The sequence below is a fragment of the Pseudomonas salmasensis genome (genome assembly GCF_014268375.2).
Classification (GTDB): Bacteria; Pseudomonadota; Gammaproteobacteria; order Pseudomonadales; family Pseudomonadaceae; genus Aquipseudomonas; species Aquipseudomonas salmasensis.
In genome coordinates, this window is sequence record NZ_CP077083.1 from 1825060 (window position 1) to 1851249 (window position 26190).

Sequence of the window (26190 nt, forward strand, 5' to 3'; positions counted from 1 at the left end):
GAAGCCGGTAATGCTAGCGGAGCAAGGGGGAAATTGCATCCGGCACGCTCGTCTAATCTGACGAAGCTTGTTCGATTGGCCTCCCAGACGGCGTCTGCGGGCGTTCTGCCAGCACGCTTGAACACCGGCGCCTTTCCAGGCTGATAGCGGCGACGCTGGCCAGCACGATCACCGCGCCCAGCATCACCTGCAGGGTGACGTGTTCGCCAAGCAGCGTGGCAGCCATCAGCATCGCGACCGGTGGAATCAGGTACATCGCCACCGACGCGCGACTGACCTCGACGTGCTTCAACACGTAACCCCAGGCCAGATAGGCCAAGGCGCTGGGAAAAATGCCCAGCACCAGCACGGCGAGATTTTCCGCCATCGGTGCCTGCACGATGGCGGCGGGCAGGCCCGGCAGGTTCACGCACAGCATCAGGGTGCCAGACCACACCATGTAGCACGCCATCGTCAGCGGGCTGTAGCGCTGGGCATGATGCCGCTGGATGGCGAAGTACACACTCCATGAGCAGGCCGCCAGCAAGATCAGCAAACCCCGTGGGTTGATTTCGCCCATGCCCTGGTCGCCCCAGATCACCACCAGTACGCCGGCCAATCCCAACAGCACGCAGCCCCAACGCCAGGCGCTGACCCGCTCTTTCAAGCAGAAAAACGCGATCAACACACTGAACAGCGGCGCCGACTGCGCCAACACACTCGACGCTGCCGCCGTCACCCACTGCTGCCCGTGATTGAGACTGGTGTGATGCAGGAACACCCCGAAAAACCCCAGCACCAGCAACCACGGCAGGTCCCGCACACGCGGTCGGCCGATACCGACCACAACTGCCACGCCACCCATGAATACCGACGCGATCAAAAACCGCAGCAGCGCCAATTGGCCGGGGCTGTAACTGTGCAACCCCATGTGCACGCCGATGGGTGAATACGCCCAACAGAGGATGACGCTGGCAATGACTAGCGTAAGCTTCAGAGGTGACGGAGTATTCATCGACAGCATCCACGCAAAAGGAATGCTGCCAGTCTTGGCCCAGGCCAGGCATAGGACAATTAAGCGTTTCTGACTTCTGAAATCATTGGAACTGAGCAATGGAACTGGCCCAACTGAAAATGGTGCGAGCCGTGGCGCAAACCGGCAGCGTGGCCCAGGCTGCGCTGCAATTGCACTGCGTGCCGTCCAACATCACCACACGCATCAAGCAGTTGGAAAGCGAGTTGGGCACGCCGTTGTTTATCCGTGCTGGCCGAGGGCTGGCGATCAGTGCCGCGGGAAAGATCTTCCTGGATTACTGCGAACGTATCCTGGCCTTGGTGGATGAATCCAAACGTGCGGTGGATGCCAACGCCATTCCCCGTGGCACCTTGCGCATCGGTGCGGTGGAATCCAGCGCCAGCGGGCGCTTGCCGCCGCTGCTGGCGGAATACCACCGGCGTTATCCCGATGTCAGCCTGGAACTGGTCACCGGTGCCTGGGCGCAACTGCTGGACGACCTGCAACACCACCGCCTGGATGTGGCGCTGGTGGCCGCCGGCAGCAAACGCACGAAGCTGGAACAGAGCGTGGTCTACAGCGAACGCCTGGTGCTGATCGCCAGCGCGTGCAGCGCGCCTATCAACAGCGCCGAGGACTTGGCCGGCCGTACATTGCTGGTATGGCCGCCGGGCTGCCCTTATCGCGCCGCCCTGGAAAACTGGCTCAAGCCCCATGACGTCAGGCCAGCGATTGCCAGCTATGCCAGCTGGGGCACGATTATCGGGTGCGTCAGCGCGGGGATTGGCGTGGCGTTGGCACCCGAGGGGATCCTGGCGCGCTATGAACAGGCCAATCAGCTGGCGTCGTATCGCTTTGAAGCGCTGGCGCCCGTGGACAACCTGTTGTTCTGGCACACGGACACCCAGCGGCACCTGGCGCGAGATGCGTTTGCCGGGCTACTGCGCGAGACCTTCGGCTGACTTGCCCTAATCGCCCTAATGTAGGAGCGAGCTTGCTCGCGAAAAACTCACAGGCGCCGCGTTTATTCAGAAAGCACGCGTTATCGTTGAGGTTTTTCGCGAGCAAGCTCGCTCCTACAATTCAGGGCTTGGGCGCAGCCAACCGTGCGTACTGGGCCTGGCTGATCCAGCCCGTGAACGAACGGTCGTCAGCGTTGATGAATTCCACCTGCGCCCAGCCGCCCTTGAACGCCAGTACACCCACCACATCATGCTTGACGATGTAGGGCCGCTTTGCCGCTTTGGCGCCCGGCGTTTTGAGCAGGTAAGCCTTGTCGGCAGACACCGTCACCAAACCGATCCATGGTTTGCTGGCGGTCTGGCTCAACTCCAGGCCGGTGGCGATTTCCGGCATCAGCACATTGATGCAGCCAGGGTGTTGACGGCCCTGCTCCACCGTCAGGGTCACCCCGTCGGGCGCCGCGGCCACACTGCCTGGGTAGGCAGCGTCCCGCCAGGTGGTGAGCGCCTCTGGCTTGCCTTGCAGGTAGAACGAGCAACCACGGGCCACACCCTCGCCCATCGATTCCTGGTAGAAACCCTCGACCTGATGCCCAGGCGTCACCGCCAGCATCAGCCCTTCATATTGGCCTGAATGCAACGCCGCCGAGCCAGCAAGCGCGGGCGCCACGGCGCACCACGACAACACTCCTATCGCCAGATAACGAATCATCTTATTTCTTCCCTTCAAAGGCGTCGTAGGCTTGTTTCATCAGGACGTCATAGTTGCCGTAATCATCGCCGTTATAGTTTCGGGCCATGGCGGTAAAGTCCTTGTTTTTCATCGCGCTCAACAACGCCGAGTTGTGGCTGCAAAGGCTGAGATAGGCCTTGAGTTGGTTACCGGCATTGACCTTCAATGACGCCACGAACTCAAACACCGTCTTGAACCCGCATGCCGCAAAATTGAACCCCATGATCTGAAACATGCCCCAGGAGGCCGACATCAAGGCGGCTTCCTGGTCCAGCGCAAAGGCGGTAGCCATGGTCTCCCAGGCCTTGACCTGATCCTTGTTGTTCGTCTGCCATTGCGGGCCGGCTTTTTTCTTATAGACATACGACAGCAGCGGCTGCGACTGGTCGTAGATGTGCTTGGTGTACTTGCGAAAGTGGTGCCCTTCAAAGGCGATGATCGGCAACTTGGCCGGCCCAAAACCCACCTTCCCGCCCGACTCCACCGTGGCGAACGCCTTGACCACATTCACCGAAATACCGTTGCCCAATTGCTTGGCGGCATTCTGGTAATCCGTATCGCTCAAGGTCGTCCCGCCGTCGCAAGTGGACTGCATCATCAACTGCCGGTTACGCCGCTCGGCCTCGATCACCGCACGCACGCGGTCCAGGTACACATTGACCGTGGCCTGCACCGCATCGACGTTGTTATTGCCGAAGATATTGAGAAATGTCGGGATGCGCGTAGTGGGAAAAGCCCGCACCGGCACCTTCAGCGCCTCTTCGATCAGACTGTTGAACGTGCGCCCGGTGGGGTCGATCACGCCATCGGGATGGGCGTACTTGAGATGGCGAAACTGATACTGGCTGATGCACTGCACCAACTGGCCGTCGCACTTGCCGTTTTCGAGCAAGGCAAACCCCATCTTGGGAATGATCAAATTGAATAAATACTGGATGCACTGAACATCGGCGGGCAAGTTGCGGGCTTTGCCGGGCGTCCCTACCGAAGCACTGATAAGACGAGGCAACCCTTGCAGGCTTTTCATGACAGACATCCTTGTGAGTGAAAGAAGCGATAGCACTTCAATATCAAATCATGCCCTTGTCATACTCTGAAACAAGTGGCCGGCGCAAGCTAACAAGGCGGTCTGCGGGTTGTCCAGAGGGCTTGATGAAAGTTGTGAAACAGCCGGATTAAATTGCTTAGTAACCGTGGGACTCACGGGTCTTTTGATACTTGTGGTAGTCGAGCCACTCGACCACATCATAGGGCAGGTACAACTGCACCCTGGCCCGTGAGATCGCGATATACACCGCACAGAGTCGTTGATCGAAGGCGTAGGCGTCCTGGAACTTCACATTGGTCAACAATTCGGGGGTAAGCAGTACCCGGTCGAACTCCATGCCGCCCGCGTCCTGCGCCAGCATCAGCAGGACGCGCTCGTCCGGATGGCCGCTCAGCCGGTTCAACCGCGTGACATCCGCCACGTTGAAGCCTTTTTCCAGCTCGGCCTCGACCCACACAAACGCCTCATCGAACTGGCAGGCTTCGCGCACCTGCTGCCAATCGGCCATGTCGCTGAAAAACGGATGGGGGCCGAGGTCATTGAACTCATTGCTATAGAAATCGGGTTTGAACAACGCGATGACCGTGTCCATGAAGTGCTTGAGCGACTGCTGGGCCTCTTTGCTCGCCAGGCCGAACGCACAACGGGCGTGGCTCAGTTGGATCGCCCACTGCATGGTGTCCCAATGGGAGGCGGTCAACACCACGCAACCTTGCGGGGGCACGAACCCCTGCGGATAAAACTCAATGCCCACGTCGGCATCGCGGGCGCCTTCGAAAAGCGACTTGGTTTTTTCCGAGTGCAAGCTGATCAACGGGTTGACCAGGCGCTCGACATTGCGCCCGGAACGCACGGAGTAGCACACGTCGGTATGGCGAACCTCACGGGCGCGCTTGACCACGCCGCCACTGGCCTGCTGATACTCATCCCCCAAGGTAATCAGCACCTGGCGGCCGCGCTCGATGATTTGCAACAGCGGCGCCGGGATGTCCTGGCTCTCATCGATGAGCACGTGGGTATAGCGCTCGGGCACCACGCAGCCTGCCAGGCTGGCGCGCTTGATCATCAACAAGGCTTCAAACCCGGTATGGCGGCCCCAGGCCGGGTTCGCCTCAAGGTAGCCCCACAACCGGCTGGCATATTCGAGCAGCACTCTGGCATCGACGCCGGCGAGCGGTTGCTTGAAATGCGGCAAATGCTGGGCCGACAGGCTGTACTCCCAGGAGCGGCAGTAAGCCTCAAGCACCTTGAGGCACACCTCCACCACCGCCTGCCCTTCCAGGCGGCGAAAACCAAAGATATTCAGTTCTTGAGCGAGCGCCTGTTTGGTCGGCACCCTCGCCGGTGTATTCAGCGGCTGTGGCCTGGGGCCATGCAACAAGGCATGGGCAAAGCCCTGGAAGGTATGCCCGGCCTTACGCTCCCGTACACCCACCATGCGGGCACGCAGGGTTTCGAGTTTTGCCGGGGTACGCGCCAGCAATAAGGTCTTTTCCGGGCGCAGGTGCTCCAGCAAGGCCACCAGCAGGTGACTCTTGCCAATGCCGGCGTAGCCTTGCACATGCAGGTCTTCGTTCAGGTTGGCACGGAAGGTCCTGAGCAGCTTGTCCTGCTCGGCGCTCAACCAGCGCTCGCGGTGCCTGGGCGTGATCACCTGCTGGCTGAACGGGTCATTGGCCTTGAGGTGGCGGACTTTATACTCGACGTCCCATTTGCCACTGGGCAACAGATAGTCCCGCGCCTGTACTTCCTCCTCCAGCAGAAAGCGCAGCTTCAGGCTTTTGACCACATTGAGGCCGAAGTACAACTTCCTCTGATCAAACAGCCGCTGCGCTTCAGAGAGCAGGGACACACTGGCCGAATGGCTGGCATCGACTGCCCAGTCAATCAGTTTGGCCAACACCTTTTCCGCACCGTTGGCACTCAGGTCGCTTTCCGGCACCTGCGCCAGGTTCTGGATCACCAACACCGCCGCCAACTCCGGCTCACTCAGGGCTACAAGCGCATCAAAACCCTCGCTGCCCAACAAACCCGCGCAGGTGTGCTCGGTGATCGGCAAGAAAACAGGGCTGGATAAGTCGAAATGTTCCGAGTGCATAGAGCCTCGTAGCCAGGGGGAAGAGACGCTTGGGAGTATGCCACCAGATGCGAAATGACCGTCATGCACTGTGCAATAAGCATCACAGATGACTGGCTGAATACTAACTTGGGTTTTAGAAGGGACTGCAGAAGGGAGCGTTATGGAGGCAACCCCACCAGCCACACCCCGGCACACAATGTTCCCGCTGTGGCTGCTGCCTTCCGGCTCTGACCAGGTTCACGGGTAATCGTTGCGGGGGGACCGATGGGGTCACCATAACGACGCTGCCTCTCGGCAAGCCGCGCCATTGTACCCATCTCATCGGAAGTTACAACCGTTGGTTCCGGATTAAAAAATGAGAAGGCTCAAGCACTTGCCATAACCCCATCGGCCCTGCCGCCTTCTTCTTGGATGACCAGGTGAATAAAGTGCAGCTTGGCAATCACCGCGGGCGGCAGCACGAAGGGGTAGAAATCCGGCTGGCCCATGGCACGGGAGAGTTCGTTGAGCATGCCGGCCAGTTCGATCCAGGCGTTGACGAAGGACAGGAATGCCGGGCCGCCAGGGTGTTGGGGGTCGTAGAGCGTGGTCAGGGGGAATGGCTGGTAATCCAGGTCCATCTCGCGGGCGCTCATGCCAAAGCCCAGGGCCGTGTCCACGGCGTCCATCATGTGCAGGTAGTGGGCCCAGGTTTCGGCCCAGTCTTCCCAGGGGTGCATGGTGGCGTAGGCGCTCACGCAGGTGAGTTGCCAGTCCGGGCGTGGGCCGTTCTGGTAGTGCCGGTCGAGGGCCTCGGCATAACTGGCGCGTTCGTCGCCGAACAGGTTGCGAAAAGGTGTGAGCCAGTGGCTGTTGGCGATCAGGCGGTCCCAGTAGTAGTGGCCGACTTCATGGCGAAAATGGCCGAGCAAGGTGCGGTACGGCTCGCGCATCTGTACCCGGACTTTTTCACGGTGGGCGTCGTCGGCTTCCTTGATATCCAGGGTGATCAGCCCATTGGCGTGGCCGGTGGTGGGCGCGTTGCCTTCCAGGTCGATACCGATAAAGTCGAAGGCCAGGCCAGTCTCTTCATCAACGCTCTTGGGCACCACTTGCAGGCCCAGGCTGATCAGTTGCGCCACCAAGCGGCGCTTGGCGGTTTCGACCTTGCGCCAGCGTTCGTGGTTTTGCGCAACGGAAAGATCGGGGATGGTGCGGTTCAGGCTACAGGCCACGCACAACGGCGCAGTGCTGTGGGCAGGAATCAGCCAGTTGCACGCAGCCGGTGAGTCGAGGTTGGCGCAGCGCCGGAAAGCGCCGGCATCAAGATTGTCATCCGCCAGCCAAGTACCGACCACCGTCCCAGGCTGCAGGGACGACAGGCGGCTTTGCTGCGGTTGGTAACCCAACGCCGCCTGGCAGGCCAGGCATTGGCTGTTGCGAAAGAACAGCGACTGGCCACATCGGCATTGCCACACCTTGCTGTTGCGCGAGGTTTGGGCCATGAACGGAGCGGCGATGCGTGTGCTGAGTTGCTCGAAGTAGCGGAACATGGCGATCTCTCCCTGGGGTGACAGAGACTAGATCATTTCTCGTGAGAGATCGTTCAACTACTCCCTGTAGGAGCGAGCTTGCTCGCGAAGATCGTCAACGATAACGCGGGGCGCCTGGTTCACAGCGGCGCCCTCCGGATCTTCGCGAGCAAGCTCGCTCCTACAGGTTAAGAGAACGTTGAGAGATCGTTCCAATCAGACGGTGATGTTGTGCTTGGCCAGGAAGGCGACGAAGGCCTCCTCGTCCAGTACTTTCAGGCCCAGCTCATTGGCCTTGGCCAGTTTCGAGCCGGCGCCCGGCCCGGCCACCACGCAGTGGGTTTTCGCCGAAACGGAACCGGCCACCTTGGCCCCCAGGCTTTCGAGCTTGTCCTTGGCCACATCGCGGCTCATCAGCTCCAGGGAGCCGGTGAGTACCCAGGTGTGCCCGGCTTCAGGTAAACCTTCGACGAGCTTTTTCTCGCTCTGCCAGTGCATGCCGAAGTCCTTGAGCTGTTGCTCGATGGCCAGGGCATGGTTGGCGTTGTCGGCGTTGTCGAAAAACTCCCGTACAGCCTTGGCTTGCTTCTCGGGCAGCGCCTGGCGCATATCGAGCCAGTCAGCCTTGATGACGCCTTCCAGCGAACCGAACTTGTCCGCGAGCTTCTGCGCCGCGCCTGGCCCCACCGACGGCACGTGCAGCTTGTCGAGCAAACCGCCCAAGGTGGTGCTGGCGGCGAATTCGGCGCTGAGTTCGCCTTGCTCCTGCAATTGCAGGCCGCATTCGTCCGGCGACAACAGCGCGCCAATCACCTGCTGGTTATGGCCGTCCTCAAAGAAGCTATGGATCTCATGGGCCACTTCCAGCCCCACATCCGGCAAGTACGTCAGCACCTCTGGCAACGCCTTTTGTACACGCTCCAGGGACGCCAGCGAGCGCGCCAAAACCTTGGCCGTCTCCTCGCCCACATCGGGAATGCCCAAGGCGTAGATAAAGCGTGCCAGGGTTGGGGTCTTGCTGTTTTCGATGGCGCTGATCAGCTTCTTGCTGGAGATATCGGCAAAGCCTTCCAGGTCGATGATCTGTTCGTACTTGAGCTTGTAGAGGTCGGCCGGCGAACCGATGAGCTGTTCATCCACCAGTTGCTCGATGGTCTTGTCGCCCAGGCCATCGATGTCCATGGCACGGCGCGAGACAAAATGAATGATCGCCTGCTTGAGCTGCGCACCGCAGGCCAGGCGCCCGACACAACGGTACACCGCGCCTTCGCTGACGGTTTCCTTGCCTTTGCTGCGCTTGACCAACTGCGTGCGCTCCACATGGGAACCGCACACCGGGCAATTTTGCGGGATCTGCACGGCGCGGGCGTTTTCCGGGCGGCGTTCGGTGACCACCGAGACCACCTGCGGAATCACATCACCGGCGCGGCGGATGATCACGGTGTCGCCGATCATCAGCCCCAAGCGTGCCACTTCGTCCATGTTGTGCAGGGTGGCATTGGACACGGTCACACCGGCCACCTTGACCGGCTTGAGGCGCGCCACCGGCGTGACCGCACCGGTACGACCGACCTGGAACTCCACGTCGAGCAGCTCGGTGAGTTCTTCCATGGCCGGGAATTTGTGCGCGATCGCCCAGCGCGGCTCGCGGGCACGGAAGCCCAGTTCACGCTGGTAGGCAATGCTGTTGACCTTGAACACCACGCCGTCGATTTCATAGCCCAGCGCATTGCGGCGCTCGCCGATGTCGCGGTAGTAGTCCAGGCACTCCTGGATGCCCTTGGCCAGCTTCAATTCGTGGCTGATCGGCATGCCCCACTGCTGCAACTGCTTGAGGTTGCCGATGTGGGTGTCGCTGATATCCGCGGTCACTTGGCCGATGCCATAGCAGCAGAATTCCAGCGGGCGACTGGCGGTGATCTTCGAATCCAGTTGGCGCAGGCTGCCTGCTGCGGCGTTGCGCGGGTTGGCGAAGGTCTTGCCGCCCACTTCCAGTTGCGAGGCGTTCAATCGCTCGAAACCGGCCTTGGACATGAACACTTCACCGCGCACTTCCAGGGTGGCCGGCCAGCCTGTGCCGTGCAGTTTCAGAGGGATATTGCGCACCGTGCGCACATTGACGCTGATGTCCTCGCCGGTGGTGCCGTCACCCCGGGTGGCACCGCGCACCAACTCGCCATCCTGGTACAGCAGGCTGACCGCCAGGCCGTCCAGCTTCGGCTCGCAGCTGTATTCCACCGCCGCGCCAGCGCCAAACAGATCGCCCACCGGCAGATCAAGGCCCTCGGTGACCCGGCGATCAAACTCCAGCATGGTGGTTTCATCGAAGGCGTTGCCCAGGCTGAGCATCGGGATCTCGTGCTTGACCTGGGTGAACGCCGACAGCGCCGCACTGCCGACCCGCTGCGTCGGCGAATCACGCGTCACCAGCTCCGGGTGCTCGGCCTCCAGGGCCTTGAGCTCGTGGAACAGGCGGTCGTACTCGGCGTCCGGGATGCTCGGCTCGTCGAGGACGTGGTAGCGGTAGTTGTGCTGATCCAGTTCAGCGCGCAGTTCGAGAATGCGGGTATGGGCGGCGGTCATGGGTGTTCTCTCATAAAGCAAAAGAGCAGCCGAAGCTGCTCAATATGTTAGTGCACGGATTCTACAGACAACGCTTAAGATCGATCCTCAGCGTTTCTGTGTCAGGGCGCGACGCTCGAACTCGACGATGCGCTGACGGTAGTGTTCGATGGTCTGGGCGGTAAGCACGCTGCGCTGGTCGTCCTTGAGCTCGCCGTTGAGTTCCTGGGACAGCTTGCGGGCGGCGGCCACCATCACGTCGAACGCTTGTTTGGGGTGGCGCGGGCCTGGCAGGCCAAGGAAGAAGCTCACCGCCGGGGTGCTGAACAGGTCGATATCGTCCAGATCGAAGGTGCCCGGCTTGACCGCGTTGGCCATGGAGAACAGCACTTCGCCGTTACCGGCCATGCTTTCGTGACGATGGAAGATATCCATCTCGCCGAAACGCAGGCCGCTTTCGAGGATGTTCTGCAAGAGTGCCGGGCCTTTGAAACCGCCGGCGTCGCGGCAGATCACGCTGATCACCAGCACTTCTTCGGCCGCCGGCTGATCGTTCACCGATTGGCGTGCCGCACTCTTGCTGGACGTCTCGTCCGGGAAATCGTCATCGCGGCTGCTGAAGCTCGGGCCATCATCGACGTCGAGGTTCAGGTCGCCCTGGTGCGGCTCGGCAACCGCCGCGCTCCCGCGCTTGCCACGCTTGGACGACGGCTCGCGGGCTTCACGCAGCGGCGCGCTCATCGACGGCAGGTCGTGCTCGTCCAGTTGCGGCTCTTTATGGGTATCCAGCACACGGGGCGGCCCCAGCAGCTCGGCGGCGCCGTCGTCGTCAGGCAAGTTGGACAGGTTTCGGTCCAGACGGAACTTGAGCTTGCCCTTGCCACCGCGCATGCGGCGCCAGCCATCAAAAAGAATACCGGCAATGACAATAATGCCGATGACGATCAGCCACTCGCGCAGACCGATTTCCATGTAATCCCGTGCCTCTAATAAAAAATGCTGAAAAATAAGGGGTTTAGCACCGTGCAAACCGCTTTAAAACGTGGCGCCAACTCTATGTTCTGACTGACGTTTTGCCCACGCACACGAAAAATTGACATTAAACTAGCACGACCAAAGATAACTTTACACCGTCTGTCAAAATGCCTTGAACAAATATGTCCATTTGCCACTTTCCCCAGACCGGTAAATCGCCCTACATCATGCTGTAAATTCTCTCTCCCGGCGTGGCTCAGGATTCCACCATCGCCATCGCCTCTTCCACATCCACCGCGACCAATCGCGAACATCCCGGCTCATGCATCGTCACGCCCATCAACTGGTCGGCCATTTCCATGGCGATCTTGTTGTGGGTGATGTAGATGAACTGCACGGTCTGGGACATCTCTTTAACCAACCGAGCGTAGCGTCCAACGTTAGCGTCATCCAGCGGTGCGTCAACTTCGTCGAGCATGCAGAACGGCGCCGGGTTCAACTTGAAGATGGCAAATACCAGGGCCAATGCGGTCAGGGCTTTCTCGCCGCCGGACAACAAATGGATGGTGCTGTTCTTCTTGCCCGGAGGCCGCGCCATGATCGTTACCCCTGTATCGAGTAGATCTTCGCCCGTCAGTTCCAAGTAGGCGCTGCCACCACCGAAAACTTTTGGGAATAACGCCTGTAAACCGCCATTAATCTGATCAAAGGTATCTTTGAAGCGGTTGCGGGTTTCCTTGTCGATCTTGCGGATCACGTTTTCCAGGGTGTCCAGGGCTTCAACCAGATCGGCGTCCTGGGCATCCAGATAACGTTTACGCTCGGACTGCTGCTGGTACTCATCGATAGCGGCGAGGTTGATCGCGCCCAGGCGTTGAATACGTGCGGCAATCCGTTCAAGTTCTTCTTCGGCGTCTTTCTCGTTGGCCTGGGCGGTCAGGGTGTTGAGCACGCCGTGCAGGTCATAGCCGTCTTCCAGCAATTGGTCTTGCAAGGTCTTGCGGCGCACGGTGAGGGCTTGCCATTCCATACGCTGTTGTTCGAGCTGGCCGCGGATCAACTGGGATTGCTGCTCGGCCATGGTGCGACGCTTTTCGGCGTCGCGCAGTTCACGGTCGGCGTCTTCCAGGGCGATCTGAGCGGTCTTGAGTTCGACATCGACGGTCATGCGCTTGTCGAGCAATTCCTCAAGCTTGAGGCGCAGCTCTTCCAGCGGCGCCTCGCCCTCCTCCAGGTTGAGGCTCAGTTGCTCGCGCTTTTCGGTCAGGCGTTCGGACTGCATCTCCAGGCGCTCAAGGGCCTGGCGCGTGGAGTCATGCTGGGCGCGCAACGAGCCCAGGCGTACGGCCAACTGATGGGCGTGATCCTTGTGCTGCCGGGCTTCCTGGCGCACGCGGTCAAGGCGCTCGCGCAGGCTGTCGCGCTGGGCCAGCAGCAATTCGCGCTGTTCGGTGTCCAGGGCCATGCTGTCGAGGGCTTCCTGCAAGTGCAGGCGCGCTTCACCGATCTGTTCGTGTTCCAGGGCGCGCTGTTCGCCCATCTCGGCCACTTCTTCGTCAAGACGGGTGCGGCGCAGGGTCAATTGCTCGACCTTGGCCCTGCTCGCCGACAGTTGGGCTTTCAACTCGCCTTGCTGGCGCGCTTCGTCCTGCAACAGCCGACGCAGGTGTTCGCGGCCGGTTTCCTGCTGACGCTGGGTGGCGCGCAGGGTTTGCAATTCGGTTTCCAGGCTTTCGAGGGTGGCTTCGCATTCTTCACGCTCGGCGCTCAGGTTGACGATTTCCTGGCCACGGGCTAACACGCCACTTTCCGCTTCACTGGCGCGGCGCACGCGCAGGAAGTGGCGGCCGACCCAATAGCCATCGCGGCTGATCAAGCTTTCACCGGCCGCCAACTGCCCGCGCTGGGCCAGGGCTTGCTCAAGGGACTCCACCGGCCTGACCTGGCCCAGCCAGGGCGACAGATCTATCGCCGCCTCGACCTTGTCCAGCAAGCTGCCCGGCACCCGCGTGCCGTCGGCCGCCGGGCTGAGCAGGCGCAAATCGCCCTGGGCAAACCCGGCCAGGTCGAAACCGCCGAAATCATCCACCAGCACCGCTTGCAGATCGGCGCCCAACACGGTCTCCACCGCCAACTCCCAGCCGGCTTCGACTTTCAAGCCTTCGGCCAGGCGCGGGCGCTCGGCCAAATGCTGGTCGCGCAGCCATTCGGCGGTGCCGGTGCCGGGGTCGAGTGCGGCTTGCTGCAAGGCTTCCAGCGAAGCCAACCGACCATTGAGCCGCTGCAAATCGCCTTGGGCCTGCTGCTGCGCCTGGGTCGCGGTGTGCAATTGCTGACGCAGTTGCTCCAGGCGCTCCACTTGCTGTTCTTCGCTGGCCTCCAGCTCTTCCAGGGTCATTTCGCTTTCGGCCAGTTGCTCGTTCAACTGCATGATTGCCGCGTCTTCCGGGTCGGCGGCGAGCAGTACGCGCTCTTCCTGCAGCCGGCGCTGGCGCTCGGCCAGGCGTTCCATGCTGGTTTCCAACTGCTGGATGCGCGACTGCTGCACCTCGGCCTGGCGGCGTGGCTCGGCGGATCGCAGGTTGAAAGCGTCCCACTGCTCCTGCCAACCGTGCATGGTGGTTTCGGATTCTTCCAGGGCGGCGGCGGCTTCTTCGGCGGCGGCGCTGGTGATTTCCTGCTCGGGGGTGAGCATGTCCAGCTCTTCACCCAGCGTCAGCAGCAAGGTGCGGTCATGGCCCAGGTGCGATTCGGTTTCCAAGCGTGCGCGTTCGGCTTCCTTCAAGTCGTCCTGCAACTGGCGCAAACGTTGCTGGCCGTGCTGGATACTCTGCTCGACCCGGGCAATGTCACCGCCCACCGAATAGAAGCGGCCTTGCACCAGATTGAAGCGTTCGGACAACTCATGGTGACCGTCACGCAGGCGCTCAATGCTGGCGTCGGCATTGCGCTGCTCGGCCACCAGCGCTTCAAAGCTGACTTCCTGGGTGCCAATAATCGCTTCGCGCTGGCCCACCTGGTCATTCAATGCCTGCCAGCGCAGGGCCGACAGTTGCGCCTTGAGCTGGCGCTCTTCGCCCTTGTATTCCTGATACTTCTCGGCGGCCTGGGCCTGGCGGTGCAAGCGTTCGAGCTGGCGCTCCAGCTCTTCGCGCAGGTCGGTCAGGCGGGCGAGGTTTTCGTGGGTGCGGCGGATACGGTTTTCAGTCTCGCGGCGGCGCTCCTTGTACTTGGAGATGCCGGCCGCTTCTTCGATAAAGTTACGCAGGTCTTCGGGCTTGGCTTCGATCAGCTTGGAGATCATGCCCTGCTCGATGATCGAGTAGCTGCGCGGGCCCAGGCCGGTGCCGAGGAAAATATCGGTGATATCGCGACGGCGACACTTGGTGCCGTTGAGGAAGTAACTGTTCTGGCTGTCGCGGGTGACTTTACGACGGATGGAAATTTCCGCGTAGGCCGCGTATTCGCCGATCAGGGTGCCGTCGGAATTATCGAATACCAGCTCGATACTGGCCTGGCTCACCGGCTTGCGGCTGGTGGAGCCGTTGAAGATGACGTCGGTCATCGACTCGCCGCGCAGATTTTTCGCCGAGCTCTCGCCCATCACCCAGCGCACGGCGTCGATGATGTTCGACTTGCCGCAGCCATTGGGCCCCACCACCGCCGCCATGTTGCTGGGGAAGTTGACGGTGGTGGGGTCGACGAAGGATTTGAACCCCGCCAACTTGATGCACTTGAGCCGCACGCTTAGACGTCCGCCAAGGCTGCGATGACCAGCGAACTGCTGCGCTGGCAATAGGCTGTAAGCACCAGGCGAATCTGCGCCAGGTCACGGGCCAGTACCGCGGCGAGCAATTGCTCGAACAGCGTCTGAAACTCGCTCATGGACGCCTTGCGCTGATCCAGGGCCAGGTAATACGCGCGGTTCATCGCCGGTTGCAGGTTTTCGACGGTTTCCTGCAAATACGGGTTGTTGGCGAAGGGGTAAGCGGCGCGCATCACATTGAAGCTTTCTTCGACGAAGGCGCGGATGTCCTCGCGCTCCAGGCTCAGTTGCAGGCGTTGCTGGATCTGCAGGAACGGCGCCATGTCGGCCTGGGTCTGCCAGCCTTCGGCAACCGCATTGCCGAGCAGGATGTACATCTCGCCCATCAACGTACACAGGCTCTGCACCTTGTGCGCGGTGAGTTCGGTGACATGGGCGCCACGGCGCGGCAGGATCGCAATCAGATGGCGGCGCTCAAGGATCAGCAAAGCTTCGCGCACGGAACCACGGCTGACGTTGAGCGCCAGCGTGACCTTCTGTTCCTGGATCCGCTCCCCAGGCTTGAGATCGCCGCGAATGATACGTTCGGCGAGGTGGTGAGCAATTTGCTCGGCGAGACTGTCCGGCGCCTTGAACGTCATGTTTTCCCTTCAAAATCTGCTATCGGTACAAGCGCGGCAGTGTAGCGCATTGGCCCGCTGATGGCGCTACGCCCACCGTGGCGAATTTGGCACGAAATAAGCAACGTTGAAAGCCTGCAAGCCCCCAAGAACGCCGGTTCCAGAAGACTGGACCATAATTGAACGTGTTGCGACCGCATTTTCTTGACCCTTAGGTCAGAAAACCATTGACCGAAAAGTCAGACATGACTAGATTCGGCGCAAAGCGGTTAACAACAATAATGAGTCTGCGAGGCCTTCCGTGATCCAGTTTTTACTTAACCAGGAACTCCGTAGCGAGCACGCCCTGGACCCCAACCTGACCGTGCTCAACTATCTGCGCGAGCACGTGGGCAAACCCGGTACCAAGGAAGGCTGCGCCAGTGGCGACTGTGGCGCGTGCACCGTGGTGGTCGGCGAGCTGCACACCGACGAGCAAGGCGCCGAGCAGATTCGTTATCGCAGCCTCAATTCCTGCCTGACATTTGTGTCGTCACTGCACGGCAAACAACTGATCAGCGTTGAAGACCTCAAGCACCAGGGCCAACTGCACAGCGTGCAACAGGCCATGGTCGAGTGCCACGGTTCGCAGTGCGGCTTTTGCACCCCAGGTTTTGTGATGTCGCTGTTTGCCCTGCAAAAAAACAGCGATGCCCCAGACAGCCAGAAAGCCCATGAAGCCCTGGCCGGCAACCTGTGTCGCTGCACCGGTTATCGCCCGATCCTCGCGGCCGCCGAACAGGCCTGCTGCAACAAGCCCCAGGATCAATTCGACAGCCGCCAGGCTGAAACCATCGCCCGCCTCAAGGCCATCGCGCCGACCCAGACCGGTGAACTCAACAGCGGTGACAAGCGCTGCCTGGTGCCGCTGACCGTCGCCGACCTGGCCGACCTCTACGACGCCTACCCGCAGGCCCGCCTGCTGGCCGGCGGTACCGACCTGGCGCTGGAAGTCACCCAGTTCCACCGCACCCTGCCGGTGATGATCTACGTCGGCAACATTGAAGCCATGAAACGCATCGAGCAGTTCGACGACCGCCTGGAGATCGGCGCGGCCACCGCCCTCTCCGACTGCTACGCCGCGCTGCACCACGAATACCCGGACTTCGGCGAACTGCTGCACCGCTTCGCCTCCCTGCAAATTCGCAACCAGGGCACCCTGGGCGGCAATATCGGCAACGCTTCGCCCATTGGGGATTCGCCGCCGTTGCTGATTGCCCTGGGCGCCCAGATCGTACTGTGCAAGGGCAACACCCGCCGTACCCTGGCGCTGGAAGACTACTTCATCGATTACCGCGTCACCGCGCGCCAGGACAGCGAGTTCATCGAGACCATCATCGTGCCCAAAGGCCACACGCTGTTTCGGGCCTACAAGGTGTCCAAGCGCCTGGACGACGATATTTCCGCCGTGTGCGCAGCGTTCAACCTGAAGATCGACAACGGTGTGGTCAGCGAAGCGCGCGTTGCGTTCGGTGGCATGGCCGCCACGCCAAAACGCGCAGCCCGCTGCGAGGCTGCGCTGGTAGGCGCCACGTGGAATGCGGCCACGGTAGAAAAGGCCTGCACCGCCCTGGCCGGGGATTTCACCCCACTGTCGGACTTTCGCGCCAGCAAGGAATACCGCCTGCTCAGCGCGCAGAACCTGCTGCGCAAATACTTCATCGAACTGCAAACGCCGCACATCGAGACTCGGGTGACCGCTTATGTCTAACCATCACGCCGTGGTAAAAACCGAGGCTGAACTTGCCGCACTCTTTGCCCAGGACCTCACCACCGGGGTAGGTCGCAGCGTCAAGCATGACAGCGCCGCCAAGCACGTCAGCGGTGAAGCACAGTACATCGATGACCGCCTGGAATTTCCCAACCAGTTGCACCTGTATGCGCGCATGTCCGACCGCGCCCACGCCCGCATCATCAGCATCGACACCGCGCCCTGCTACGCCTTCGACGGCGTACGCATAGTCATCACCCACGAAGACGTACCGGGCCTGAAAGACATCGGCCCATTGATGCCCGGCGACCCACTGCTGGCCATCGACACCGTGCAGTTCGTCGGCCAGGTGGTGCTGGCCGTGGCCGCCCGCGACCTGGAGACCGCGCGCAAGGCGGCAATGGCGGCGGTGATCGAATATGAAGACCTGGAGCCGGTGCTGGATGTGGTCGAGGCGTTTCGCAACAAGCATTTTGTGCTCGACAGCCACACTCACCAACGCGGCGATGCGGCCACAGCGCTGGCAAGCGCCAAGCACCGCATCCAGGGCACCTTGCATATCGGTGGCCAGGAACACTTTTATCTGGAAACCCAGATCTCTTCGGTGATGCCCACCGAAGACGGCGGCATGATCGTCTACTGCTCCACGCAAAACCCCACCGAAGTGCAGAAGCTGGTGGCCGAAGTGCTGGATGTGTCGATGAACAAAATCGTGGTGGACATGCGCCGCATGGGCGGCGGGTTCGGCGGCAAGGAAACCCAGGCCGCCAGCCCGGCGTGCCTGTGCGCCGTGGTGGCGCGCCTCACCGGCCAGCCGACCAAGATGCGCCTGCCACGGGTCGAAGACATGCTGATGACCGGCAAACGTCACCCCTTCTATATCGAATACGACGTGGGGTTTGACGACAACGGCCGCCTGCACGGCATCAACCTGGACCTTGCGGGTAACTGCGGCTGTTCGCCGGACCTGTCCAACTCGATTGTCGACCGCGCCATGTTCCACGCCGACAACTCGTATTACCTGGGCGACGCCACGGTCAACGGCCATCGCTGCAAGACCAACACCGCCTCCAACACCGCCTATCGCGGCTTCGGTGGCCCCCAGGGCATGGTTGCCATCGAAGAGGTGATGGACGCCATCGCGCGCCATCTGGGCCAAGACCCGCTGGCCGTGCGCAAGGCCAACTACTACGGCAAGACCGAGCGTAACGTCACCCACTACTACCAGACCGTCGAGCACAACATGCTCGAAGAAATGACCGCCGAGCTGGAAGCCAGCAGCCAGTACGCTGAGCGCCGCGAAGCGATCCGCCTGTACAACGCCCACAGCCCGATCCTGAAAAAGGGCTTGGCGCTGACCCCGGTGAAATTCGGTATTTCGTTCACCGCCAGCTTCCTCAACCAGGCGGGCGCACTGATCCATATCTACACGGACGGCAGCATCCACCTGAACCACGGCGGCACCGAGATGGGCCAGGGCTTGAATACCAAGGTGGCGCAAGTCGTGGCCGAAGTGTTCCAGGTCGACATCGACCGCGTCCAGATCACCGCCACCAACACCGACAAGGTGCCCAACACCTCGCCCACCGCGGCCTCCAGCGGTGCCGACCTGAACGGCAAGGCCGCTCAGAATGCGGCCGAAACCATCAAGCAGCGCCTGGTGGAATTTGCAGCGCGCAAGTACGACGTGAGCGAGGCGGACGTGGAGTTTCGCAACGGCCATGTGCGCGTGCGCGAGCAGATCCTCAGCTTCGAAGCGTTGATCCAGCAGGCGTATTTCGCCCAGGTATCGCTCTCCAGCACAGGTTTCTACAAGACCCCGAAAATCTTCTACGACCGCAGCCAGTCACGCGGTCGGCCGTTCTACTACTACGCGTTCGGCGCGGCCTGCTGCGAAGTGATCGTCGACACCCTGACCGGCGAATACAAAATGCTGCGCACCGACATCCTGCACGACGTGGGCGCCTCGCTGAACCCGGCCATCGACATCGGCCAGGTCGAAGGCGGCTTTATACAGGGCATGGGCTGGCTGACCATGGAAGAGCTGGTGTGGAACAACAAAGGCAAGCTGATGACCAACGGCCCGGCCAGCTACAAGATCCCGGCGGTAGCCGACATGCCGCTGGACCTGCGAGTGAAGCTGGTAGAGAACCGCAAGAACCCGGAGGACACGGTGTTCCATTCCAAGGCCGTGGGCGAGCCGCCGTTTATGCTCGGGATTGCGTCGTGGTGTGCGATCAAGGATGCGGTGGCGAGCCTCGGTGATTATCGCCATCAGCCCCACATTGATGCGCCGGCCACGCCGGAGCGGGTGTTGTGGGGGTGTGAGCAGATGCGGCAGTTGCAGGCGGTGAAAGCTGTCGAGGCTGACACTGAATTGGCTTCGCTCTAGACCCAGGCGCTGCCATCGCGGGCAAGCCCGGCTCCCACATTTTGAGGTGCGAACCCAATCAAATGTGGGAGCTGGCTTGCCTGCGATAGCGGCCAACTAACAGCAGAAATGTTGAGGTAGACATGGACAACTGGATCAGCGCCCTCGCCACCCTGCAAAACCAGGGCGAACCCTGCGTGCTCGTCACCATCATCGAAGAACTCGGCTCCACCCCGCGCAACGCCGGTTCCAAGATGGTCATCAGCGCCGCGCAGGCCTTCGACACCATCGGCGGCGGGCACCTGGAATACAAGGCGATGCAGATCGCCCGGGACATGTTGGTGCGCGGCCAGCAAAACACCCATCTGGAGCGCTTCAGCCTCGGCGCCAGCCTGGGCCAGTGCTGCGGCGGCGTGACCGTGCTGCTGTTCGAACCCATGGGCCAGGCGCAGGCGCATATCGCTGTATTTGGCGCCGGCCATGTCGGCCGTGCCTTGGTGCCATTGCTGGCAAGCCTGCCCTGCCGGGTGCGCTGGATCGATTCCCGCGAGCAGGAATTCCCGCAGCACATTCCCCAAGGCGTGCGTAAAATCGTCAGCGAAGAGCCGGTCGACGAAATTGCCGACTTGCCGGCAGGCAGTTACTGCATCGTCATGACCCACAACCACGCACTGGACCTGGAACTGACCGCCGCCCTGCTCAAGCGCAACGACTTCGCCTACTTCGGCCTGATCGGCTCGAAAACCAAGCGGGTCAAATTTGAACACCGCCTGCGTGACCGTGGCTTTGATGCCACGCAGTTACAGCGCATGCGCTGCCCCATGGGCCTCCCCGAGGTCAAGGGCAAGCTTCCGGTGGAGATCGCCATCTCCATCGCCGGCGAAATCATCGCCACCTATAACGCCAATTTCGGCCAGCACCTTGCCGGCGCCGAACCTATTGCCAAACTGCTGCCGGCTTCGCGCCGCAGTCACGCTATCTAAATCGAGACGATCATGCCTTTGACTCGCAAAGCCTACCGTGCCGCCATCCTGCACAGCATCGCCGACCCAGCCGTGGTTGGGATCGAAGCCTCCTACGAATATTTCGAGGACGGCCTGCTGGTGGTCGACAACGGCCAGATCAGCGCCCTTGGCCACGCCAGCGACCTGCTGCCGAGCCTGCCCGCCGATATCGACATCACCCATTACCAGGACGCGCTGATCACCCCCGGCTTGATCGACACCCATATCCACCTGCCGCAAACCGGCATGGTCGGCGCCTATGGCGAACAGTTGCTGGACTGGCTCAACACCTACACCTTCCCCTGTGAAAGCCAGTTTGCCGACAAGGCTCACGCCGAAGAAGTCGCGGATATCTTCATCAAGGAACTGCTGCGCAACGGCACCACCACCGCGCTGGTATTCGGCAGCGTGCACCCGCAATCGGTGAATGCATTCTTTGAAGCGGCCGAAAAACTCGACCTGCGCATGATCGCCGGCAAGGTGATGATGGACCGCAACGCACCGGACTACCTGACCGACACCGCCGAATCCGGCTATCAGGAAAGCAAGGCGCTGATCGAGCGCTGGCACGGCAAGGGGCGCCTGCATTACGCGGTGACGCCACGCTTCGCGCCTACGAGCACGCCGGAACAGCTGACGCTGGCCGGGCAGTTGCTGGGCGAATACCCGGATTTGTACATGCAGACCCACATCAGCGAGAACAAGCAGGAAATCGAGTGGGTCAATGAGCTGTTCCCGGAGCGCAACGGCTACCTGGATGTCTACGACCATTACAAGCTGCTCGGCGAGCGCTCGGTGCTTGCCCACGGCGTACACCTGTGCAACGACGAATGCGCACGGCTGGCAGAGACCGGCTCGGCAGTCGCGTTCTGCCCGACCTCGAACCTCTTCCTCGGCAGTGGCTTGTTCAACCTGCCGATGGCCGAGAAACACAACTTGAACGTGGGCCTGGGCACCGATGTGGGTGGCGGCACCAGCTTCTCACTGCTGCAAACCCTGAACGAAGCGTACAAGGTCATGCAGTTGCAAGGTGCGCGCTTGAGCCCGTTCAAGTCGCTGTACCTGGCCACCCTGGGCGGCGCACGGGCGCTGCGCCTGGAAGACAAGATCGGCACCTTGCAGCCGGGCACCGATGCGGACTTTTTGGTATTGGATTACAACGCCACGCCGCTGCTGAGCTATCGCCTGAAACAGGCCAATAACATTGCCGAGACGTTGTTTGTGCTGATGACGCTGGGGGATGATCGGACGGTGCTACAGACCTATGCAGCCGGGCAGCTCGTGCACCAGCGCTGATTTCGGATACACCATCAAAACAAATGTGGGAGCGGGCTTGCTCGCGAATGCGCAGTGTCAGTCTCTAGGTATATTGACTGATCCACCGCATTCGCGAGCAAGCCCGCTCCCACAATTTTGTTCTCAGTGAGCCAGGGAAACTAGAGTTTTACTGAAGAACGCCCTGGCTTCTTGGTCTGCAACAAATGCGAAAACACCGCATGCAAATCATCCGACGCGCTCTCTTCATCGAGGTTGAGCTTGCTGTCGATGTGATCCATGTGATGCATCATCAAATTCACCGCCAACGTCGCATCCCGGGCTTCGATCGCATCGATCAACTGGGTGTGCTCATCGTAGGAACAGTGCGAGCGGTTGCCGCTTTCGTACTGGGCGATGATCAATGACGTCTGGGACACCAGGCTACGCTGGAAGCTGATCAGCGGCGCGTTCTTCGCGGCTTCGGCCAGCTTCAAGTGGAATTCGCCAGAGAGACGGATACCGGCGCCACGGTCACCACGGGAGAAGCTGTCGCGCTCGTCGTTGACCATCTGGCGCAACTCGGCCAACTGCTCGGCCGTGGCGTGCTGCACCGCCAACTCCGTGATCGCCCGCTCCACCAGACGCCGGGCCATGAACACCTGGCGCGCTTCTTCGACGCTTGGGCTGGCAACCACCGCACCGCGATTGGGCCGCAGCAGCACCACGCTTTCATGGGCCAGGCGCGACAGCGCGCGGCGAATGATGGTGCGGCTCACGCCGAAGATCTCGCCCAGTGCCTCTTCACTCAATTTGGTTCCGGGCGCCAGGCGTTGTTCAAGGATCGCCTCGAAGATATGCGCATAAACGATATCGTCCTGGGTTCCGCTGCGACCGGCCTTGCCGGCTCGCGGTTGTTTCTTGAGAGGTTGCAACTGTTCGTTCATGGGCACTCGGGTTTGAGAACGGCGAATTAACGGTAATACGGCAACAGCGTGTCGCTGGCAAGTATCACCTAAAAACAGCGCACATTGTACACAACCCACTGCGCCAACACACTGTACGGCTGTTTGCGGGCTCGGCTGTATTGCAATGACTCGTTACGTTTGAGTTTAGGCTTGATTCCACGATTTCCCATGAACGACATCCCACTGTAGGAGCGAGCTTGCTCGCGAAGAACCCAAGGGCGCCGCGTTTAATCTGATTGCCCGCGTTATCGTTGGCGATTTTCGCGAGCAAGCTCGCTCCTACAGCGTGCGGAGTCAGGTAAAAAGGAACACCTCTCCATGACCGACGCCACCCAAGCGCCCTTGCGCCCACTGGCCGACACTTCTGCGTCGGCCGTCGTCGCCGGCTTTATCGCCATGATGACCGGCTATACCAGCTCCCTGGTGCTGATGTTCCAGGCCGGCCAGGCCGCCGGCTTGACCACTGCGCAGATTTCTTCGTGGATCTGGGCGATTTCCATCGGCATGGCGGTGTGCAGCATCGGCCTGTCCCTGCGCTATCGCACCCCCATCACCATTGCCTGGTCTACCCCTGGCGCGGCGCTGCTGATCACAAGCCTCGGCGGCGTAAGCTATGGCGAGGCCATCGGTGCCTACGTCACCTGCGCGGTACTGGTGACGCTCTGCGGGTTGACCGGCAGCTTTGAGAAGCTGGTCAAGCGGATTCCGGCGTCACTGGCGGCGGCGCTGCTGGCGGGGATTCTGTTCAAGATCGGCAGCGAAATTTTCGTCGCCGCCCAGCACCGCACCGGGCTGGTGCTGGGGATGTTCTTCACCTACCTGATCATCAAGCGCCTGTCGCCGCGCTATGCCGTGCTGGCCGCCTTGCTCATCGGCACCGCCTTGTCAGGGCTGATGGGGCTGCTGGACTTCAGCGGCTTTCATCTGGAAGTGGCGACGCCCGTATGGACCACGCCGCACTTCTCGCTGGCGGCGACCATCAGCATCGGCATCCCGCTGTTCGTGGTGGCCATGACCTCGCAGAATATGCCAGGCGTTGCGGTGCTGCGGGCCGACGGCTACACCGTGCCGGCTTCACCGTTGATCACCACCACTGGTCTGGCTTCATTGGTGCTGGCACCGTTCGGCTCCCACGGCATCAACCTGGCAGCGATCAGCGCCGCGATCTGCACCGGCCCCCATGCCCATGAAGACCGCAACAAACGCTACACCGCTGCGGTGTGGTGCGGGGTGTTCTACGGCATTGCCGGGGTGTTCGGCGCCACGCTGGCGGCACTCTTTGCGGCGCTGCCCAAGGAGTTGGTGCTGTCGATTGCGGCGTTGGCGTTGTTTGGCTCGATCATCAATGGCTTGAGCATCGCCATGAATGAGCCGAAGGAACGGGAAGCGGCGCTGATCACCTTTATGGTCACCGCGTCAGGCTTGACGTTGTTTTCCGTCGGGTCGGCGTTCTGGGGGATTGTGGCGGGGGTGTTGACGCTGCTGATTCTGAATTGGCGCAAGGCCTAAAAAAACGGCGACCCTCAGGTCGCCGTTTTTTTCAGTATCACTTAGCCGCGTTGATCGGCTTTTCCGGATACCACACGTCCAGCAACGGGCTGACTTCAGCCTTGGTCAGCTCGGAACGGGTTTTCAGCCAGGCTTCGACCGCAGCACGCTGCTCTTCGGAGACCGAGCCACGCTTCTGCAGGCAAACCAGACCGTAGTCATCGCCGCCCACATAGCCCAGGCCGTTGGCTTCCATGGCTTCTTTGATGAATGCTTCGAGGAAAGCGTCGATAGCTTCTTCACTCAGGCCTTCGTTGAAGTCCAGGTTCAGTTCGAAACCCAGCTCTTGAAATTCATCAACGCACAGTTTTTTGCGCAGACGCTGGGAACGGTTAGTCGCCATTGGAACAATCCTCATAAGTATTAACGGGCGGCACTTTAGCAGTTTAAGGCGGCAATTGCCCGACTCTCTGGGACCGACGGGCAAATGCGCGCAAAAAAACCACGATTAGCAGCTATCGTTCAGCTACACGTGGCGCCAGCTTGGGGCATAATGCCGACACTTTCGTGACCACTGAGGGATTTTCTTCCATACCCCTCGCCTTTTTCACCCTCCTCAGCAGTAGGGTTTTATTTCTTATGATCAAATCTTTGCGTTCAGTGTTACTTGCCAGTGTTGTCTTGCCCCTGGCCTTTTCCGTTTGCGCCGCTCCCGTCAATAACACCCTGCCACCCAGCGTTGCCCAGGCCTTGCAGAAGGCCAAGCTGCAAAATACCGCGCTGTCCCTGGTGATGCTGCCCCTGAACGGCCCTGGTACCCCTACGGTTTTCAACGCCGATGTCTCGGTGAACCCGGCCTCCACCATGAAGCTGGTCACCACTTACGCGGCCCTGGAAATGCTCGGCCCCAACCATCAGTGGAAGACCGAGTTCTACACCGATGGCACCCTCAGCGGCGGCGTGTTGCGCGGCAACCTGTACCTCAAGGGCGGCGGTGACCCCAAGCTGAACATGGAAAAACTCTGGCTGCTGATGCGCGACCTGCGCGCCAATGGCGTGCAGCAAGTCACCGGCGACCTGGTGCTGGACCGCAACTTCTTCAACCAGCCGCAATTGCCCGAGTTCAACGACGACGGCAACGACGAGAACAAGCCGTTCTTGGTCAAGCCCGACGCCTTGCTGGTCAACCTCAAGGCCCTGCGCTTCGTGACCCGCAATGATTCAGGGCGGGTGATCGTGTCGGTCGAGCCGCCGATTGCGAGCATTCGCATCGACAACCAGGTGAAAGTCACCAACGCCAAACAGTGCACCGGTGACGTGCGCTACAGCCCGGTGACCGCCGCCGATGGCAGCGTGACCGTGACCGTCAGCGGCCAACTGGGTGATGGCTGCAGCTCGCAGACCTACCTGTCACTGCTCGACCACGCCACCTACACCGCAGGCGCCGTGCGGGCGATCTGGAAGGAATTGGGCGGCACCATCCAAGGCCGTGATATCCAGGCACCGGTGCCCAAGGATGCCAAGGTACTGGCCCGGGCCTTCTCGCCGGACCTGGCGGAGATCATCCGCGACATCAACAAATACAGTAACAACACCATGGCCCAGCAGTTGTTCCTGAGCCTGGGCGCACAGTTTCGCAACGATGCCGATGGCGACGATGCCAAGGCCGCGCAACGCGTCGTGCGCCAGTGGCTGGCCAAGAAAGGCATCACCGCGCCGCACCTGGTGATGGAAAACGGCTCCGGCCTGTCCCGCGCCGAACGGGTCAGCGCCCGCGAGATGGCGGCCATGCTGCAAGCCGCGTGGAAAAGCCCTTATGCGGCGGAGTACATCAGCTCGATGCCCATCGCCGGCACCGACGGCACCATGCGTAAACGCCTGAAAACCACAGCAATGCGCGGCGAGGCCCATGTGAAGACCGGCACCTTGAACACCGTACGCGCCATCGCCGGCTACAGCCGCGACAACAATGGCAATACCTGGGCGGTGGTGGCGATTCTCAACGACTCCAAGCCTTGGGGGGCGTCGTCGGTACTGGATCAGGTGCTGCTGGACCTGTATCGCCAGCCGAAGGCCGTTGCCGCCGCGCCGGTCCTCTAAAGCC

General features: G+C 61.0%; 18 protein-coding genes, 1 other RNA gene and 1 pseudogene. 8 read left to right on the plus strand and 12 right to left on the minus strand.

Translation table 11 applies throughout. From position 1 onward, the window contains the following. Window positions 1-52: 52 nt before the first annotated feature. On the minus strand, window positions 53-994 hold the full coding sequence (locus HU731_RS07965; RefSeq protein WP_186606939.1) for a DMT family transporter: 942 nt from the start codon (window positions 992-994) through the stop codon (window positions 53-55). A 98-nt stretch (window positions 995-1092) separates the two neighbouring features. Between HU731_RS07965 and HU731_RS07970 the strand changes: the two genes are divergently transcribed. After that, window positions 1093-1956 carry a LysR family transcriptional regulator gene (locus HU731_RS07970; RefSeq protein ID WP_186606938.1) on the plus strand — a complete coding sequence of 288 codons (864 nt, stop codon included), beginning with the start codon at window positions 1093-1095 and terminating at the stop codon, window positions 1954-1956. 121 nt (window positions 1957-2077) lie between these two features. Here the strand turns inward: HU731_RS07970 and HU731_RS07975 are convergent, their stop codons facing one another. From HU731_RS07975 to HU731_RS07995, 5 genes are all read right to left on the minus strand, one after another. Then, window positions 2078-2668: a hypothetical protein gene (locus HU731_RS07975; protein WP_186606937.1), complete on the minus strand. Its 591-nt coding sequence runs from the start codon at window positions 2666-2668 to the stop codon at window positions 2078-2080. A 1-nt stretch (window position 2669) separates the two neighbouring features. After that, the gene (locus HU731_RS07980; protein WP_186606936.1) at window positions 2670-3716 is read right to left on the minus strand and encodes an N-acetylmuramidase family protein; all 1047 of its coding nucleotides are present in this window, start codon (window positions 3714-3716) and stop codon (window positions 2670-2672) included. A gap of 157 nt (window positions 3717-3873) precedes the next feature. Beyond that, complete coding sequence (locus tag HU731_RS07985) at window positions 3874-5835, minus strand: hypothetical protein (RefSeq protein ID WP_186606935.1); 1962 nt, start codon at window positions 5833-5835, stop codon at window positions 3874-3876. A gap of 152 nt (window positions 5836-5987) precedes the next feature. Next, an RNA gene (ffs, locus tag HU731_RS07990) (signal recognition particle sRNA small type) lies at window positions 5988-6084 on the minus strand. Between the two features lie 98 nt (window positions 6085-6182). Continuing rightward, window positions 6183-7349, minus strand: a complete 1167-nt coding sequence (locus HU731_RS07995; RefSeq protein WP_186606934.1) for a zinc-binding metallopeptidase family protein — start codon at window positions 7347-7349, stop codon at window positions 6183-6185. A gap of 48 nt (window positions 7350-7397) precedes the next feature. Here HU731_RS07995 and HU731_RS28335 point away from each other — a divergent pair. Next, window positions 7398-7514 (plus strand): annotated as a pseudogene (locus HU731_RS28335) (outer membrane lipoprotein carrier protein LolA); the annotation flags it as partial. A 30-nt stretch (window positions 7515-7544) separates the two neighbouring features. On the opposite strand, the gene ligA reads toward HU731_RS28335, so the two are convergent. From ligA to HU731_RS08015, 4 genes are all read right to left on the minus strand, one after another. Further along, window positions 7545-9911 (minus strand): NAD-dependent DNA ligase LigA, encoded by a 2367-nt coding sequence (gene ligA / locus HU731_RS08000; protein WP_186606933.1) that lies wholly within the window; start codon window positions 9909-9911, stop codon window positions 7545-7547. Between the two features lie 87 nt (window positions 9912-9998). Next, window positions 9999-10862, minus strand: a complete 864-nt coding sequence (gene zipA, locus HU731_RS08005; RefSeq protein WP_032895820.1) for a cell division protein ZipA — start codon at window positions 10860-10862, stop codon at window positions 9999-10001. 259 nt (window positions 10863-11121) lie between these two features. Beyond that, a complete protein-coding gene (gene smc, locus HU731_RS08010) occupies window positions 11122-14610 on the minus strand; it encodes a chromosome segregation protein SMC (RefSeq protein WP_186606932.1) in 3489 nt (1162 codons plus the stop codon). A gap of 2 nt (window positions 14611-14612) precedes the next feature. Beyond that, complete coding sequence (locus tag HU731_RS08015) at window positions 14613-15272, minus strand: GntR family transcriptional regulator (RefSeq protein ID WP_186606931.1); 660 nt, start codon at window positions 15270-15272, stop codon at window positions 14613-14615. 280 nt (window positions 15273-15552) lie between these two features. On the opposite strand from HU731_RS08015, the gene xdhA reads away from it, so the two are divergent. The 4 genes from xdhA to guaD all read left to right on the plus strand — a co-directional run bounded on the left by xdhA (window position 15553) and on the right by guaD (window position 21672). Then, window positions 15553-17001 (plus strand): xanthine dehydrogenase small subunit, encoded by a 1449-nt coding sequence (gene xdhA, locus HU731_RS08020; protein WP_186606930.1) that lies wholly within the window; start codon window positions 15553-15555, stop codon window positions 16999-17001. Then, window positions 16994-19393, plus strand: a complete 2400-nt coding sequence (gene xdhB, locus HU731_RS08025; RefSeq protein WP_186606929.1) for a xanthine dehydrogenase molybdopterin binding subunit — start codon at window positions 16994-16996, stop codon at window positions 19391-19393. Before xdhA ends, xdhB begins: the two co-directional genes overlap by 8 nt. A 122-nt stretch (window positions 19394-19515) precedes the next feature. Then, window positions 19516-20355, plus strand: a complete 840-nt coding sequence (gene xdhC / locus HU731_RS08030; RefSeq protein ID WP_044275085.1) for a xanthine dehydrogenase accessory protein XdhC — start codon at window positions 19516-19518, stop codon at window positions 20353-20355. A gap of 12 nt (window positions 20356-20367) precedes the next feature. After that, complete coding sequence (gene guaD, locus HU731_RS08035) at window positions 20368-21672, plus strand: guanine deaminase (protein WP_186606928.1); 1305 nt, start codon at window positions 20368-20370, stop codon at window positions 21670-21672. Between the two features lie 140 nt (window positions 21673-21812). Here the strand turns inward: guaD and HU731_RS08040 are convergent, their stop codons facing one another. Further along, entirely contained in the window at window positions 21813-22577 is a 765-nt protein-coding gene (locus tag HU731_RS08040; RefSeq protein WP_014719469.1) for a GntR family transcriptional regulator, read from the minus strand. Window positions 22578-22916: 339 nt separating this feature from the next. Between HU731_RS08040 and HU731_RS08045 the strand changes: the two genes are divergently transcribed. Then, the gene (locus HU731_RS08045) at window positions 22917-24107 is read left to right on the plus strand and encodes a benzoate/H(+) symporter BenE family transporter (protein WP_186606927.1); all 1191 of its coding nucleotides are present in this window, start codon (window positions 22917-22919) and stop codon (window positions 24105-24107) included. Between the two features lie 37 nt (window positions 24108-24144). On the opposite strand, the gene HU731_RS08050 is transcribed toward HU731_RS08045, so the two are convergent. Next, the gene (locus HU731_RS08050; RefSeq protein ID WP_003193255.1) at window positions 24145-24489 is read right to left on the minus strand and encodes a YggL family protein; all 345 of its coding nucleotides are present in this window, start codon (window positions 24487-24489) and stop codon (window positions 24145-24147) included. Window positions 24490-24725: 236 nt separating this feature from the next. Here HU731_RS08050 and dacB point away from each other — a divergent pair, with 236 nt between their 5' ends. Further along, window positions 24726-26186: a D-alanyl-D-alanine carboxypeptidase/D-alanyl-D-alanine endopeptidase gene (dacB, locus tag HU731_RS08055; protein WP_186606926.1), complete on the plus strand. Its 1461-nt coding sequence runs from the start codon at window positions 24726-24728 to the stop codon at window positions 26184-26186. Window positions 26187-26190: the final 4 nt, after the last annotated feature.

Excerpts from the sequence above, each read along its gene's own strand:
- xdhC (WP_044275085.1), top strand. The coding sequence starts at position 19,516 with ATGGACAACTGGATCAGCGCCCTCGCCACCCTGCAAAACCAGGGCGAA.
- HU731_RS07995 (WP_186606934.1), bottom strand. The coding sequence starts at position 7,349 with ATGTTCCGCTACTTCGAGCAACTCAGCACACGCATCGCCGCTCCGTTC.
- xdhB (WP_186606929.1), top strand. The coding sequence starts at position 16,994 with ATGTCTAACCATCACGCCGTGGTAAAAACCGAGGCTGAACTTGCCGCA.
- zipA (WP_032895820.1), bottom strand. The coding sequence starts at position 10,862 with ATGGAAATCGGTCTGCGCGAGTGGCTGATCGTCATCGGCATTATTGTC.
- HU731_RS08045 (WP_186606927.1), top strand. The coding sequence starts at position 22,917 with ATGACCGACGCCACCCAAGCGCCCTTGCGCCCACTGGCCGACACTTCT.
- HU731_RS08040 (WP_014719469.1), bottom strand. The coding sequence starts at position 22,577 with ATGAACGAACAGTTGCAACCTCTCAAGAAACAACCGCGAGCCGGCAAG.
- HU731_RS07970 (WP_186606938.1), top strand. The coding sequence starts at position 1,093 with ATGGAACTGGCCCAACTGAAAATGGTGCGAGCCGTGGCGCAAACCGGC.
- HU731_RS07980 (WP_186606936.1), bottom strand. The coding sequence starts at position 3,716 with ATGAAAAGCCTGCAAGGGTTGCCTCGTCTTATCAGTGCTTCGGTAGGG.
- HU731_RS07975 (WP_186606937.1), bottom strand. The coding sequence starts at position 2,668 with ATGATTCGTTATCTGGCGATAGGAGTGTTGTCGTGGTGCGCCGTGGCG.
- dacB (WP_186606926.1), top strand. The coding sequence starts at position 24,726 with ATGATCAAATCTTTGCGTTCAGTGTTACTTGCCAGTGTTGTCTTGCCC.
- HU731_RS08015 (WP_186606931.1), bottom strand. The coding sequence starts at position 15,272 with ATGACGTTCAAGGCGCCGGACAGTCTCGCCGAGCAAATTGCTCACCAC.
- ligA (WP_186606933.1), bottom strand. The coding sequence starts at position 9,911 with ATGACCGCCGCCCATACCCGCATTCTCGAACTGCGCGCTGAACTGGAT.
- guaD (WP_186606928.1), top strand. The coding sequence starts at position 20,368 with ATGCCTTTGACTCGCAAAGCCTACCGTGCCGCCATCCTGCACAGCATC.
- HU731_RS07965 (WP_186606939.1), bottom strand. The coding sequence starts at position 994 with ATGAATACTCCGTCACCTCTGAAGCTTACGCTAGTCATTGCCAGCGTC.
- HU731_RS08050 (WP_003193255.1), bottom strand. The coding sequence starts at position 24,489 with ATGGCGACTAACCGTTCCCAGCGTCTGCGCAAAAAACTGTGCGTTGAT.
- HU731_RS07985 (WP_186606935.1), bottom strand. The coding sequence starts at position 5,835 with ATGCACTCGGAACATTTCGACTTATCCAGCCCTGTTTTCTTGCCGATC.